The organism is Bacillus sp. JS (assembly GCF_000259365.1).
GTDB lineage: Bacteria > Bacillota > Bacilli > Bacillales > Bacillaceae > Bacillus > Bacillus stercoris.
In genome coordinates this window covers 471030-486240 of record NC_017743.1, presented here as the reverse complement: position 1 = coordinate 486240, position 15211 = coordinate 471030, and the positions used below count along the sequence as shown (strand labels likewise).

The 15211-nt window shown below is 46.5% G+C and carries 11 protein-coding genes and 1 riboswitch; of the genes, 1 reads left to right on the top strand and 10 read right to left on the bottom strand.

The features are described from left to right. Positions 1 to 233: 233 nt before the first annotated feature. The 10 genes from MY9_RS02450 to lrpC all read right to left on the bottom strand — a co-directional run bounded on the left by MY9_RS02450 (position 234) and on the right by lrpC (position 14723). Positions 234 to 1958: a pyruvate oxidase gene (locus MY9_RS02450; RefSeq protein ID WP_014662826.1), complete on the bottom strand. Its 1725-nt coding sequence runs from the start codon at positions 1956 to 1958 to the stop codon at positions 234 to 236. A 66-nt stretch (positions 1959 to 2024) separates the two neighbouring features. Further along, positions 2025 to 2474 (bottom strand): NUDIX hydrolase, encoded by a 450-nt coding sequence (locus MY9_RS02445; RefSeq protein ID WP_040084387.1) that lies wholly within the window; start codon positions 2472 to 2474, stop codon positions 2025 to 2027. Between the two features lie 56 nt (positions 2475 to 2530). Next, positions 2531 to 4354, bottom strand: coding sequence for a potassium transporter KimA (gene kimA, locus MY9_RS02440; RefSeq protein WP_014662824.1), 1824 nt, complete (start codon positions 4352 to 4354; stop codon positions 2531 to 2533). Positions 4355 to 4547: 193 nt separating this feature from the next. Beyond that, a riboswitch (cyclic di-AMP (ydaO/yuaA leader) is annotated at positions 4548 to 4691 on the bottom strand. Between the two features lie 135 nt (positions 4692 to 4826). Then, a complete protein-coding gene (locus tag MY9_RS02435) occupies positions 4827 to 6938 on the bottom strand; it encodes a cellulose biosynthesis cyclic di-GMP-binding regulatory protein BcsB (protein ID WP_014662822.1) in 2112 nt (703 codons plus the stop codon). Between the two features lie 5 nt (positions 6939 to 6943). Then, positions 6944 to 8206 (bottom strand): glycosyltransferase family 2 protein, encoded by a 1263-nt coding sequence (locus MY9_RS02430; protein ID WP_014662821.1) that lies wholly within the window; start codon positions 8204 to 8206, stop codon positions 6944 to 6946. Next, a complete protein-coding gene (locus tag MY9_RS02425) occupies positions 8199 to 9908 on the bottom strand; it encodes a DUF2334 domain-containing protein (RefSeq protein ID WP_081483663.1) in 1710 nt (569 codons plus the stop codon). The genes MY9_RS02430 and MY9_RS02425 overlap by 8 nt, the downstream gene beginning before the upstream one ends. Before the next feature lie 10 nt (positions 9909 to 9918). Beyond that, entirely contained in the window at positions 9919 to 10770 is an 852-nt protein-coding gene (gene epsK / locus MY9_RS02420; protein WP_014662819.1) for a cyclic-di-GMP receptor EpsK, read from the bottom strand. Next, positions 10751 to 11839, bottom strand: coding sequence for a glycosyl hydrolase family 8 (locus MY9_RS02415; RefSeq protein ID WP_014662818.1), 1089 nt, complete (start codon positions 11837 to 11839; stop codon positions 10751 to 10753). The genes epsK and MY9_RS02415 overlap by 20 nt, the downstream gene beginning before the upstream one ends. Positions 11840 to 12040: 201 nt before the next feature. Continuing rightward, on the bottom strand, positions 12041 to 14224 hold the full coding sequence (locus tag MY9_RS02410; protein ID WP_014662817.1) for a DNA topoisomerase III: 2184 nt from the start codon (positions 14222 to 14224) through the stop codon (positions 12041 to 12043). Positions 14225 to 14288: 64 nt separating this feature from the next. Next, the gene (gene lrpC, locus MY9_RS02405) at positions 14289 to 14723 is read right to left on the bottom strand and encodes a transcriptional regulator LrpC (RefSeq protein WP_003246585.1); all 435 of its coding nucleotides are present in this window, start codon (positions 14721 to 14723) and stop codon (positions 14289 to 14291) included. A gap of 184 nt (positions 14724 to 14907) precedes the next feature. On the opposite strand from lrpC, the gene MY9_RS02400 reads away from it, so the two are divergent. Next, positions 14908 to 15198, top strand: a complete 291-nt coding sequence (locus MY9_RS02400) for a DUF3817 domain-containing protein (protein ID WP_014662816.1) — start codon at positions 14908 to 14910, stop codon at positions 15196 to 15198. The last annotated feature ends 13 nt before the right edge of the window (positions 15199 to 15211 follow it).

The window sequence follows — 15211 nt, the reverse complement described above, 5'->3', positions numbered from 1 at the left end:
CAAATGCGCTGGTCTTTTTGCTTTGAAAGAAGGTGCATTTGTCCTTTTGCCCGTTTTGAGCATGGCGAAAATCGTGATATGACGCATAGATCATTCCTGCAGATCCTAATACATACAACAATAATTTTATGAACTCAAACATGTAATCCTCCTCATACCAATATAATACAAGGATAACCTGAAATACATTTGTTTCCAACACAAAAAAAGAGGCCTCTAAAAGGGCCTCTTTTTTAGAATAACCGTTTCAAACTTTTCTTCAGTGACGGCATTTCGATTTTTTGGTTTTCGAAGAAGTTTTTCAGCATGTACTTGCTGAAGCCTTTTGCCTGCCCGTAGGTGATTTTGCCAGGCAGCGGCGGTTCGTTCCCAATCATGACATCCACAACGACCGGTTGGTCAGAGTGCAGCGCCTCATGGAAAGCCGGCGCAAGCTCTTCCGCTTTGGTCACTTTGATGCCTTTTGCTCCGCAGCTTTCTGCAAATGCGGCATAGTCGACATTTTGAAGCTGTGTGACATAATCGATATTGCCTTTAACCTGCTGCTCATACTCGATCATGCCGAGATTTTCGTTGTTTAAAATGACGACAGTGATCGGGAGCTTATATTTGACGGCTGTCGGAAGATCCTGCATGACCATGGAAAATCCCCCGTCACCGCAAACAGCGATCGCCTGGCGCTCCGGTTCGGCCAAGCTTGACGCGATCGCTCCCGGCAGGCCGCAGCCCATTGTCGCAAGCCAGCTGGAAACGATGAAATCCTGGTTCGCGTTCATTTTGAAATGACGCGCCATCCAAACTGTCACAGTGCCGACATCTACAGAGAGCACCGCATCATCAGCAGCCGCTTCCTGAAGACGTGCCACGACCTGCTGGGGTTTAAGCGGTGTTGTTGCCTCTGTCTCATCTTTTTCAATTTCGTTCCACCAATGCTGCATATGTTCTGTGCAGGCATTCAGGAATCTTCTGTCTTCCTTACGTTCAATATACTCTGTCAATTCGCGCAGGCCGAGAGCCGAATCGCAGACAAGGCCCGCTGTCACCGGATAGCGTTTTCCGATTTTCGCCGGGTCTGAATCGAGCTGGATGGCCGGTGTATCATCTGGCAAATAATCGCGGTACGGGAATGACGTTCCGAGCATGATTAATAAATCACATTCCTCCATTGCCTCGTAAGCCGGCTTTGTGCCAATTTGTCCGAGGTTGCCGAGAAAATGCGGGTGCTTATCGGGAACGACGCCTTTTGCCGGTAGTGTGACTACGATCGGAGCGGCGGCTTTGTCCGCAAATTCTAAGAGCTCCCGTTTCGCCTTTTTCATTCCCTGCCCCGCCAAGATAATCGGCTTCTTAGCATTATTAATATATTGCGCGCAGGTGACGAGCTGTTCCTTTTTCGGTTCAAGGTTCCCTTCAATATACACTGGTGAAGTATACACGGGCTCGCGTTTGATTTTTTCCGCAAACAGATCATCTGACACGCTCAATACCGCAACGCCTTTTTTGCTGTAGGCGGTGCGGATCGCCTGATTCAAGAGATCCGGCAGTGTTTCCGCGCTATGTACCTCTCTGTTGAACACAGCCACGTCCTCAAACATTTGCTCCAGCTTGATCTCCTGGAAATAATCCCGTCCGACTTCACCTGATGAAACCTGTCCTGCAATGGCCAGCACAGGGGCGCCGTCCGCTTTTGCATCATATAAACCATTTAATAAGTGCACTGCTCCCGGCCCTGCGATCGACAGACAGACTCCGATCTTGCCGGTGAGTTTTGCTTCAGCCGCGGCTGCCAGTGCCGCCACCTCTTCATGGCGGGTTTGAACGAACTTCAGTTGATTTCTTTCGTGTCTTAATTCCTCAATAAACTCATTTATACTATCCCCGGGGATGCCGTAAACATGATCAACTCCCCATTGTTCAAGCAGCTCTGTCATTGCTTGTCCTGCAGTTTTGTGTGCCATAACGTATCCTCCTTTTTCCTTTTTTCAATACCACAGGAGAAAGGCTTTAAAACCCGGAGACCTGAATCACTTGCCAAGTCTTCTTTTCAACAGATCGATCGCCGCAAGCATGCCGACGTCCTTGAGGGTGATGGTTGCATCTAAGGCGCCATTCACGTAATCTTTGATTTGCCGTTTTCGGTTCGGCACCATAAAAAGCGGCAAACGCCGCGGAGAAAACCACTTTAATCGTGCTGTCTCTGTGCCGTCCGCTATTGCTTGTCCGCCTGTTATGCTTCCGAAAAACACATGCTGTTCATCTAGAAACTTTGGCCTTTGATAGACACCTATTTTCGCGGAAAGCGCTGTATTGTATCCCGTCTCTTCCAATACCTCACGTACCGCCGCTGCCTCAGCCGATTCCCCGGAATCAATCCTGCCGCCCGGCAGATCCCATAAAGGAACATCTTTTCGTTTGACCAATAGAATCTGCTGATTTTCGTTCAGTACGATTACAAAAGCACCTTGTGTATACACCGCCATTCCTCTCTTTCCCGCAAAAAAGACCAAGGTGATTCCCTTGGTCCTAGACTTTACTTTTTAAAATGATACGGCAGTGTGGCAACCATTATGTCCTTTTTCCAAAACAGCCGAACTCTGAGGAGGAAGGCCGATTGATTGTGAAGGATGGTGTGCCAGCGTTTTTTCGTTATAAATTGCGGAAATAGCACCATGACAGAAAACTGCTCCTTCTTCGCTTTTGCCTCAACTGTTTCTAAAAATTTATCAAACGGATGAACAAGGCTTCTGTACGAGGAGTGAAGGGTAACGAGACGCACTCCATTATTGAGCTCTTCCCAGCGTTTTTCGACTTTCTTTTCCTGTTCTCTGTCAAATGACACGTGAACGGCGATCACCTGATCGGACAGTGATTTCGCATAGTGAATCGATTTTTGCACGACGGTGGTAACACCTGCTACAGGCACAATCACAACGGTGCCTTTGATTTCTTCCGGCTCTTTGTCTACGATGCGAAGCTGTTCACCAACCGCTGTGTAGTGATTTTTAATCGCAAAAAACAGCAAAACGACGATAGGCATAAAGATTAACACAGGCCATACGACATTAAACTTTGTCACAAAAAGGATAGATAGAACCATAAACGAAATCAGAGCGCCGCAGGAGTTGATCAGCATTTTTCCGATCCAGCCTTTTGGTTTTTGCTTGATCCATTTTATGCACATGCCGGTTTGTGAAAGCGTAAATGGAATAAATACGCCCACAGCATATAACGGGATTAAGTGCTCCGTCTGTCCTCCGAATAAGATAATGAGAATAATGGAGGCAAAGCCTAAAAAGATAATCCCATTTGAGAAGCCTAAGCGGTCACCCCGAACTGTAAACATTCGCGGCATATACTGGTCTCTCGCCAGGTTGAAGGCAAGCTGCGGGAAGGCTGAAAATCCCGTATTTGCCGCAAGGACCAAAATAAGCGATGTGACACCTTGGATGACATAGTAGAACACATTCCGCCCGAAGGTTTCGGACGCAATTTGTGAAACCACTGTTTCATCGGGCTTCGGCGCCGTTCCATATCCGTATGCGAGCACCGTGATGCCGGAAAACAGAATCGCCAGCAAAATCCCCATCATCGCAAGCGTTCTTGCCGCGTTTCGTGCAGGCGGGTTTTTGAAAGCGGGAATGGCGTTAGAAATGGCCTCAACTCCGGTCAACGCTGAGCATCCGGAGGAAAAAGCCTTAAGCAGCAAAAACAGCGTAATGCCGGCTACAGGTGTGCCAAGCGGTGTATGATGAACCGGCTGGTCTATTTGTCCTGTCATGAGCTTGAACAACCCGACGGCAATGAGAACCAATAGCGCCACCACAAACAGATAAACCGGGTAAGCAAGAATGGATGCCGATTCCGAAAGCCCGCGCAGGTTCAAAATCATAATCACTAACACGAGAAAAATAGCGATCGGCACATGATAATCATGCAATGCAGGAAAGGCCGACGTGATGGCGTCCGTTCCTGCGGAAATACTTACCGCTACCGTTAAAATATAATCGACAAGTAATGAACCGCCCGCGATCAACCCCGGCTTTTCGCCGAGGTTTTCTTTCGAAACAACATAAGCCCCGCCGCCCTGCGGATAAGCGTAAATAATTTGCCTGTATGAAAGAATCAGTGCGAGCAGTAATATGAGAACGCCGACCGCAATCGGAATGGAGTACCAAAATGCGGCAGCACTGATTGTTGCTAAAATGATTAAAATTTGCTCTGTCCCATATGCGACAGATGACAGCGCATCTGAGGAAAGCATAGCCAAGGCTTTTAATTTCGTCAGTTTTTGCTCTCCAGCTGCTTGAGATTTTAGTGGTTTCCCAATCAAAAAACGTTTGATTGAATGATACATCGATGTCTTCCCCTTTTAATTTCTCATTTTTCAATTAAAACAATAAAACATCAGTGTCTTGCTCTCACATTTTGCAATAGTCCTTTCTGCTATGATGTCTCTGTATGCGATTTACATTCCTAAAAATGAACGGCAAAAAACACAGAGGCAAACGGATGCCCCTGTGCCATAACATCGAACACAGGTTTCATTCATCTCCTCTCACGAACGCTTACGAGGTTAGCTGACGGATTCGGGCATATGAGAGTTAGCCCTACCTAAAAAGGATTCACCCCAACGGCAAAAAGCCATTCTAATGGGTCCCCCGCTCTGATTTCAGATTAAGCGATTTGTTTTCTAAAAGAGATCATACTCCCGTTCCCACACGTTGTAAAGAGGCTTATTGGCCGGGCGGAAAAAATAAAATGATAGGTTCCACAAATGGAATTTACATACCAAAAATAAAAAAACAGAGGCTAGATTGCCTCTGTTTTTATTCTGTATCTGTCTTTCTTTTTCTTCGTCTTACGGCAACCCAAATGAACACTGCCGCAATCACCATAATAAGTGCCAGCACACCAATATACATCCATTTCTGGCTATGATCCTGTGTTGGTTGTTCTGCGCCGGAGCTGATTGTCTCCGATTTGAGCTGCTGGTGGTTTGTAAACACCTGCTGGCTATTTGTTTCATTAAGGACGGTTGCCGAATCATCGTTACTGTTCAGATAATTGATGATCTCTTTCGTGACAGCCGTGCCTTCTCCTTTTGCCGGTGCAAAAACAGCCATTGTGTAGTGTGAATCCCAAGGCGATGCTTGGGTAAACACCACTTGTTTTGTCGTCTCATTCAGCATCTCGAAACCAGATACATCAAACGAGCCGTTTTTTGCCTGCGGCACAAGCAGGTCTGATGATTTCTCCTTCAGAAGAGAAAATTGATTGATCCCCCCTATAAAAATGAGGTTTCGACCTTTCGCATCGTTTGCTGTAACGTCAGATGATTTCTTTACCGTATATGAATGCTGTGCTTCGCTGCCAAAGGATTCCGTTACGAGAGCAAGCTCCTCAAGCTTCGATTGGCTTACGGTGTCAGGCAGCACGATTACCGTTGTTTGATCCTGATTTCCGGCGTAAGGAAGCGGCCACTCTTGAAAATCTGCTGACGGGGACATCCCTTTGCTGGCGTATGATAATGTACTGCTTTTATCAATAAAGACCCACTTTTCTTCATCAGTCGTGTTGCAAGGGTTGTTTTCCTTTAACCCGGTTGTGACGAACTGAATATCAATGTAGCGGTTTTTTTGCAGCAGCTTAGGGTCCACTTTTACCGTAACATGATAGAATCCGTTTTTATCTTCTTTTCCTAAGTCATCAAGCCGGACCGAGTGCGGCTGGCCGTTGATCATCACTTTCAGCTCTGAAGCCTGAGAAGCCGATTCATTTTCGTCCGTTGAGGCTTGAATCGTTTCAGACTTTTTCAGTTTAAGCGACAGCTTCGCTGATTGGTTTTCATCTAAAACCGCCGAAGCCGGATAAAAATAATGTGCTGAAGATGTTTTGTCGGCTCCAATTGTGATATCGCCCGCTCCAAAATTCTCGAGGGTCAGCTTATCGCTTTCTTTTTTTTCTGTCTGCTTAAGCTTGCTGATTGAAAGTGTATCGCCGCTGAGCTGGCCTGTGTATGTCTGATCTGTCATCACGCTGATTTTTTTAGCGAGTACGTCCTCGGATGCCGCTTGCGCAAACAGAACCGGCTGCTGCTTGCCCTCTGCTTTCAGCACCCGCTCAGCAAGCAGAAGTTCTTCTCCTTTTGCCTGTAAGCCGGCTTGTTTCATCAGTTTTTTCACTTTGCCGTTCCAATGCTTGTCCACTCCGATAACAATCGTCGGCTTATCGATTTTTTTCAGCTCAGATTCTGTGACATACGCAATCCTGACACTGCTGTCCACCGTTTTCAAATAGCCTTCTGTTTTAACCGCAGCTTCAATTTCCGCCGAACTTGGGTCATCCGGAATGACGATGGCGGTTTCTTCGGTTGTGTTTCCAGATTGGGCGAATGGGTACGGATAATGGTCCAGCGACGTTCCTTTCGCTTCACCGCTGTCAGCAAGTGTCAGCCGGCTGTCCGGATAAATTTTGATCCAGTTGCCAGACGTATCCTGTCTGACACACACGCCCTCTTTCATTACGCCGTAAAATTTCAGCGATACGTTGTGATAACCTTGCGCTGACTGGTTTTTATTCAGATTCAGCTTTACTGTTTTCCGCTTGGAATCACCATCAAGCTTTAACGTTTTGACTGGTTCATCATCAATGACAGCCGTTAACGATGAAGGAGAGATTAAAAGATTTGATGCTTCGTATTCAATGACCAATTGCTGATTGCCTGAAGAAGCGCCTGCCGGGATCTGATACGTCAGCTCCGCGCTGTCTTTTGATCCATACAGTGTAATCAGCTCGCTTGTCAGCACCTGCTGTTTGGCTTGTTCTTGGCTGCTTTTCCCAAGAAGCGAACCGCTGACCTGTACATCCTTGGCAAGAGCCGGTTGTCCAGCCATCGCCAGCAGCATGAAGCTTGTGAGAAAAATCATTATTTGTTTCAAAAAGGTCACCCGCTTTTATGTTGATTGTATCGTTCTGTCTTGTACCATTTGACCTCCTGCTTGAATAAACGGTGCTTGATTTCTATGAATAAAGAGTAGATCACAAGCACAATCCATGCCTGCGAGTATGTGAAGTACATGAGAAATACGATAAAAAAGTTTTGCCTGTTCATTTCTGTTTTTTCAATGCTCAACGTAATCATGACCTCTGTCATAAATAAGAAAAACGCCAAAATCCAGAGAATCATTGCCAAAAATCCAACAGACAAATGCAAATCATAAAACAAATTCACTACAAAAATCGCATTTGACATGATCACGCCAAAGAAAAACAGGAAGTACGTAAAGAAAAAATAAAACAAATCAAAGATAATCCGTTTTCGTTTCAGCTTAAAAAACTGCGCCAAAAATTTGAGCACGACATATTGATTGCCGCGCGCCCATCGGGTGCGCTGGCGCCACCATACCTTCCATGTTTCCGGCTCCTGCTCCCACGTGATGGCGGCAGGGAAAAAGCGGATGTGATAGCCGAGATTATATACCCGGATGGTCAGCTCAGTATCCTCAGCGAGCGCTTTGTCATCCCAGCCTCCGAGCTTTTCGATAATGCTTCTACGGATCGCGAAGTTGGTGCCTGGGATCGTGGCGATTTTGAACCACTTCCATCTGCCTCCCTGGGCCATCCACTGAAAACAGATCGTTTCGATATTGATAAACCTCGTCAGCAGCGTCTTTGCCGCATTGATGACGCGGAATTTCCCTACCACGGCGCCTGCCTTTTCGTCATTCATCAGGCCGAGCACGAGATAATACACGGCCATTTTCTCAGGCGTATTGTCGGCGTCATATACACAGATCACATCGCCATTCGATTCGGCAAAACCCGAGTTAAGTGCAGAGGATTTTCCTTTACCTGCGTTCGGCGGCTTCGTAATCACCATTTTGATGAAATCGTATTTCTCGGAAAATTCATTGACGATATCACCCGTCCGGTCTGACGAATTGTCATTCACGACGATAATCTCCAGACGGTCCTTCGGATAATAAAGGTTAACCATCGCCTTCAGCGTCTGCCGAATCACAACCTCTTCGTTATGCGCCGGGATGAGGACGCTGACCTTTGGCAGCTCCTTCATGTTTTCTCTCCACTTCGGGATATTCCGTTCGAAGGTCATATAGTGGCGGAACCCGCCCTGCATGAGGAACATGTGGTAGAGAAGCATCACCCATATTAAACTTAGCGAGATAAAGAACAGCGTATTACCCAAGGCTTCTTCTCTCCTTAAAAATTCGTTTTTTCAATGTGGCTCTCAAGTAAAACGTATAACTGACAAACATGATGACAAATAAGAGCACGACAGCGGAGAGAATCCATAATGCCTTTTCCAGAGGGGTTTGCCGATGATGATCGAAAAACTCGTCTATGGCGCTTACGCCGTTTTTCACCTGAATCGTTCCATCACCGCTTGTATGAATTTCCACTTTGTCTGTTTTGACGGTTTGTTGCGTTTTCTTTAAATCGAGCCATTCACTGTCTGGAATGCGTTCCATCTGATCAACCAGCTCCGGCAGATATTTCATCCCAAGGTACGGGTGATAAAATCCACCGGCTACTCCGCCTTCAAAATCAATCATCTGGGAGATGTGCTCCTCCATATCGCCGAGCGGGTTTTGCTTTGATGTATCAACAAAACCGATCGTCTCCGGATAAAGCGTCATTCCATGCAGCATCGAGGGAGCGGTCACGAACGGAGGTGCACCGGAGGTTTTCCACGTTGTGTCGCTGAGCTGAATCTGGCCAAAAATGCTTGAAAAATACTGTGAAGCGATTTGATAGCCGTATTCGGACATCGTGTAATGCGGCGCTTCAAACGCCAGCGGGTAAAGACCCGATGATGTCAAATCCTCAATGGCCCGCGTCAGTTTTTGCTTTGTATACGTTTCTTCCTTTTCCCGAAATGGTTCGAGATAGCTGCGGTAGGCTTGTTCGTTCGGGAAGTCCTGTGCCTTCTCCAAAATGGACGGGGGGTCTTCGGCATTTCCGGATGTAATCGGCTGATCCGCCTTTGCATCCCAAAATTCAAAGCCCTCTCCTGTTTCACTGTAGCGATAAGCGTGAGTATAGCCGTGAACAATGATACTGCCACCCATGCTTTGCAGCTTTTTCAGCACCTTGACCATCTTCGGTTGATCAGACAAATACACTTTGTCGCCTGTTTCCGGATTCAAGTAAACCGGAATGACCGCCAGGATAAAAGGAATATGCCGCTTATGCAGATATGTACCGGCTTGTAGCAGCAATTTTTCATCAGACATCGGGCTGATATCCTCGAGCCGCAAATACAATAACGTCGTCCCCGCCTTCTCTCCGAAGGCTTCTCTGAGCTGTTTCGCCACGATCAAATTGTCATTTAACAAATTCGTTAATCCAATGTACACATTCCCTTTTTTTGTTTTCCATATAAAAGAATGCGTTTTGCCGTCATCGGCTTTGAAGGTGTAAAGCGCCGTTCCTTTCAGGCCTGATACGCTCAGCACATTAAGCCCACTTTCCAGAGACACATCGGCCTTTTCCGGCCTGCTGTGAACCTGAAACACATTTTCTTTGCGGGCTAATGAAAGCCCGGAAAATTGGCTGATTTGTCCTGCGTTATAGCCAATGGCGACAACCGGTTTTTTTACGCCGCTGATAAGAGACAGCAATTTTTTGCTGAGCTTTCTTTTCGTTTGCCCGTAATACATCACATGATCTTTTCCTTTGAAATCCGACGCTTCAACATCTGAATCTCTTTTGACTGTTACATGGGATGTAAAGTGTCCCGCAAGCAAATCGAGCATTTTGACTTGAGACGACTCTTTGCCGTCCAAGGTTGAATAGATGATGAGAATGCCGGCGTCCCGCTCCTTCGCTTGCGCTGAAACGGGAAAAGACGCAAGCGCTGAAAACAGAAGCAGCATGATGCAGAGCAGTGTGATTCCTTTATAGTTCATTCATCATCATCTCGTTTTCCAGTTCTTCTAAAAATTGATCAGCTGTTTTAATATCTTTCCGGTAGGGCAAATAGCAAACGTGGAATGTAAGCGAGACGTACTTTCCATTTTCCAGCTGATATGTATCCAATTGTTTCTTCAGCTTGGTCAGAACGGCTGGCATATGTTCAGCAGGCGTGTGCGTCAGCACGATCCCGATACGCTCGTCAGAGGGGCGGAATTTCTTATCCGTTTCCCGAACACTCGTCCTGATTTGCTGACCGACATATTGGAAGAGGCGATCCGTTTCTTTTTCACCGTACAAGGATTTAAACTCTTTGAAATAATGCATATGGAGCAGCAAAAACACAAAAGAATTGCCGTAGCGCTCAGCCCGCTTCATTTCTTCTGAAAGTTCCAGCTGCATCCTTTGCTTGTTATCAAACCCGGTCACTCTGTCAACAGCAACAAAACTTTTGATTTCGGATTGAAGCCGTGTGATTGAGCGCCGAAGCTCTGCTGTGATATCGTGGATTCTTCCGGAAATAAAAGAAAACAGCAAAAGCGCGATTCCCCACACGACAAGCATTCGCAGCCCTTCCTCAGCTGGAAAGAGCGATGCCTGTCCAGTCTGGAAAAACATCATTAAGGTGCCGAGAACAAAAAGTACGATTAAGGTCACCGCCAGCGCGTAAATTGGGCCGAACCAGATGCCTGCGGCGATGACGACAAACGTGATGCAAAGGATCAGGGCGCCTTCCGATTGCTGGGCTGACACATAATAAATAAACAGAGACAGGGCCGCGATGAGCCCTGAAAAATAAGCAAATAATTTTTGTGATTCATTGAATGATATTTTCATTAAAAAGCTTCCTTTCGGCTAACAGCGGCAGCAGATTGTCAAATGAATGCGTCTGAGTGCCGCTCATATAGCCTCCATAATACGATTTCACCGGATCATGAATTTCAAAGTCATTCATTCTGTCATATATGGCTTTGATGACAGAGCTGTTTTCATGCTGTTTTGTCAAAAACAATACGGCTAATGCATATACGGATGGCGATTCATATTGGACGGCAGGCTCCTTCGTATCTGCCGAATATCGCCCGTACAGCTTTCCGTTTGTCTGAAATTCCCGCTTGATCCAGTCCGCTAAAACAGATGCTTTTTCATCCCCTTCCGGCAAATGCCAAGCAGTGTAAAGCTGATCAATCAGGTTGATTTCACTGTCATATGTGTATTCCTTCGTCACCGAGCTGTATGTCTTCGGCAAAAAGCCATTTTTTAAAGGAGCTGAATAGAGAACATTGGCATTCCGCTGTTCTGTTTCTTCGTCTATGATTCCATTCTTCTTTAAAATAGCTAAGGCATCAGGCATGACGTATGAAAGCGTCACATCCTTTGAAGCGGCCTGTGAGTCGTAAAAGTCTGTGAATAAACCGTTGTTCATATTGTATGTCTTCAAAGCCGTGCCGATATCCTTAGCCGTTTGCGCGTAGTCGCTGCGGCCCCATTTTGCGGCGGCTTGGTCAAGAGACAGCATAATTCTCATATCATCTATCAGCGCATTCGTCCCGCTCGCTTGGCCATTTTGAATCTTCCACGTCACCAAGTGATTGCTCATCAGAAATGAATCAGTCAGATGCTGATATTGGTCTTGGAAATGCGGTGCGTCATTTTTGCTGAGCAGAAACTCCATCCACAGGCCGAGAGATTCCGATAAATACGAAGGCTGGTCTGAAAAATCGGTTTTGATCAGCCCTTGATCATTCATTAGATTATGATAGATGAAATATTCCGCTGGCTGCAGCGGGCTGGTGTTCACTTCTGCCGCCGACTGATTTTGGGCCTTATTTCCAGCTTCAGCACACCCTGCGGAAAGTCCGATAGATAAGAAGAATAAGATGACAGCAATTAGTGCATGCCTCACAGGCAAATCCCCCTTTGTCGCCTGAAGCGAATCAGACGCTCACAAATAGTTATAGAAGAAAATATGACTGCCATGTTACAAAGTACATTTACTATAAAAGAAAAAAATGCAGATTGCTAGCTTTTTTTTCCCTTTTTGAACATTAAAAAAACGGGACCTAAGTCCAATAGAAAAACCTGTGCGATAGGCACAGGTTTTTTATTATTTATCCAAACCGAGTTTTTTCAGCTGTTCTGCCAGCGCGTTGTTAATCGGCTCATCTTTATTTTGTTTTTTCAAATACGAGGACACGTCCCGTTTGGAAGCACGCGCTTTGTCTTTGTTTTTTCGTTTTTCAAATACAGAGAGCTTCTCACGGTGACCGCACACACACGCAAAGGTCTGGCCCTCACCTTGGCCGCGAAGCTCCATTCTTTTATGGCAGTTCGGGCAGCGCGCGTTTGTTTTTCGGGCAATCGTTTTTCTGCTCCCGCATTCACGGTCTTGGCACACGAGCATCGTCCCGCGTTTGCCGTTTACTTTCAGCATCATTTTGCCGCATTCCGGACATGCCGTTCCCGTGATGTTGTCGTGTCGGAAGGTTTGGCTGCTGTTTTTGATGTCTTTTACCGTTTGGTGAGCGTAAGCCTTCATGTCTTTAATAAAGACAGCCGATTTCAATTTGCCGGCAGCGATCGCAGACAGCTTTTGCTCCCATTCTGCCGTTAAGGCCGGTGATTTCAGATCCTCCGGAACAAGCTGCAGGAGCTGTTTCCCTTTAGACGTGATAAAGATATCCTGGCCTTTTTTCTCAATTAAAAAGCTGTTGAACAGTTTTTCAATGATGTCGGCACGCGTTGCCACCGTGCCGAGGCCGCCTGTTTCTCCAAGCGTTTTGACGAGACCTTTTTCTTCTCCCTGCATAAACGCGCTTGGGTTTTCCATCGCTGACAGCAGGGTCCCTTCGTTAAAGCGGGCGGGCGGCTTCGTTTGGCCGCTTGTTTCCGTTAACGTGCGGACGGCAAGTGTGTCGCCTTTTTGAAGCGCAGGAAGTGTCTGATCTCTGTCATCGTCCTGCTCATCATCGTCATCCGCCATATCATAAACAGCTTTCCATCCTTGCGACTGTACGGTTTTGCCTTTTGCCGTAAAGGTTTCTCCGCCGATTTCTGCGATGACCTTTGTTTCCTCATATTCGAATGCAGGCATTAATACTGCAAGGAAACGTTTCGCAATCAGGTCATACAGCTTTCGTTCCTTATCACTCAGACTGCTGAGAATGAGCGGCTCTTCGGTCGGGATAATCGCGTGGTGGTCTGACACCTTCGCGTCATTGACGTAGCCCTTATGGGATTTGATGCCGCGTTTTTTAATTTGGCTGACATATTGGGCGTACGGTTTTACTTCCATGCCTTCCAGGCGGTCTTTTAACGTCGGGACGATGTCACTGGATAAAAATCTAGAGTCCGTCCGCGGATATGTGACGAGCTTATGCTGCTCATACAGCTTCTGCAGCACAGAAAGCGTTTCTTTAGCAGAAAAACCGAAGCGCTTGTGGGCGTCACGCTGCAGCTCCGTTAAATCATAAAGCGCAGGCGCAAAGCTTTTTTTCGCTGTTTTTTTCAGCTCAGCTATGACCGCTTGCTTTCCTTCGAGGTCTTTTAGCAAACGGCTTGTTACGTCTTGATTGAACGTTCTCGTCTGCTTTGATTTCTTATCCTGCCACGTCAGCATCATGCCGTCGACTGCTGCACGTATGCCGTAATATGGGACTGGCGTAAACGCTTGAATGTCTGCCTCGCGCTTTGCAATCATGGCAAGCGTCGGGGTCTGCACACGCCCGCATGAGAGCTGGGCATTAAATTTGGTTGTCAGCGCACGGGTCGCATTAATCCCCACAATCCAATCCGCTTCCGCTCTGGCGACAGCAGAATGGTACAGATTTTCGTATTCTTTGCCGCTGCGAAGCTTTTGAAATCCTTCCTTGATCGCTTTATCCGTTACAGAAGAAATCCACAGCCGCTTGATTGGCTTGCGGACATTCGCTTTCTCAATGATCCAGCGCGCAACAAGCTCTCCTTCCCGGCCTGCGTCAGTCGCGATGACAATCTGATTGACGTCTTTACGGGTAAGCTGCGATTTGACCGCATTGAACTGTTTTCCTGTTTTTTTAATCACCACAAGCTTTAATGGTTCTGGGATAATTGGCAGATCCTCCAGACGCCATGATTGAAATTCTTTTCCGTAGCCTTCCGGATCGGCAAGTGTCACCAAATGGCCTAAAGCCCAGGTCACAATATATTGATCACCTTCGAGATAACCGTTTCCTTTTTTATGGCACTTCAGCACCCGGGCTAAATCCCGGCCGACTGAAGGTTTTTCAGCTAATACAACTGTTTTTGACATGCTTGATCACTTCTCTTTCTTTCACACTCATCCTGTTATTATAACAGACTTCGCGCGGCACTCTCTAACCGCGCCCGTTTTTCGTGTCAATTTCTGAGAAAATGACGTGAGTGACGGTTTGCGCGTAGGGCGATGTTTTGTTAATGAAATCTTCTACCGCTTCGAGGCTTTCGGCATTGATTTTCAGCATATAGCAGGCTGCACCCGCAATCCGGTAGCAAAATTCAATATTCGGCAATGTTTGAATATAGCTTTTGAACCGCTCGTAATCCGCATTTTTGACTGTTGCTTCCACAATGCAAGAAACGGGAAGGCCCAGTTTTTTCTGGTCGACCTCCAGCGTGTATTGCTTGATGATGCCAAACGATTCAAGCTGCCTTACCCGTTCTGTCACAGATGGAGGTGACAGCTTAATTTTTCTGCCTAATTCCCTCATCGACAACCGGCTGTCCTTCTTCAGCTCCTCAATGATATTCAGATCAATCTGGTCAAGTTTCATTTCAACATCCTTCTTTTATGATTTTGTACACATTATCTCGGGTATTTTTGTAAATGACAAGTACAGTTCCCTGAAAAAGGCATGTAAAAATGAATGTTTTCCGAACATTTTTCGAAAGCTGTCATATGCCCCTCCGGATTGTTTATAGTATAAAATGAAAACGTGTCCACAAGGAGGGCGATTTATGCTGCACACGCCGATCGGAAGACTTCGCACGATGGGTTTTATTGAAGGAATGTCACTCTTAATCCTGCTGTTCATCGCTATGCCGCTTAAATATTGGGCAGGCCTTCCGCTTGCAGTGACAATTGTCGGTTCGGTTCACGGAGGGTTGTTCATTTTGTATTTGCTTGTCTTGGCTTATGCAACCTTCTCTGTCAAATGGCCGTTGAAATGGTCAGCCGCCGGCTTCATCGTCGCTTTCGTCCCATTCGGAAACTTTTTGTACGATCGCGGATTGAGGAATTTTAAATAAGGAAACGCAAAAA

Excerpts from the sequence above, each read along its gene's own strand:
- epsK (WP_014662819.1), bottom strand. The coding sequence starts at position 10,770 with ATGAAAATATCATTCAATGAATCACAAAAATTATTTGCTTATTTTTCA.
- lrpC (WP_003246585.1), bottom strand. The coding sequence starts at position 14,723 with ATGAAACTTGACCAGATTGATCTGAATATCATTGAGGAGCTGAAGAAG.
- MY9_RS02400 (WP_014662816.1), top strand. The coding sequence starts at position 14,908 with ATGCTGCACACGCCGATCGGAAGACTTCGCACGATGGGTTTTATTGAA.
- MY9_RS02410 (WP_014662817.1), bottom strand. The coding sequence starts at position 14,224 with ATGTCAAAAACAGTTGTATTAGCTGAAAAACCTTCAGTCGGCCGGGAT.
- kimA (WP_014662824.1), bottom strand. The coding sequence starts at position 4,354 with ATGTATCATTCAATCAAACGTTTTTTGATTGGGAAACCACTAAAATCT.
- MY9_RS02450 (WP_014662826.1), bottom strand. The coding sequence starts at position 1,958 with ATGGCACACAAAACTGCAGGACAAGCAATGACAGAGCTGCTTGAACAA.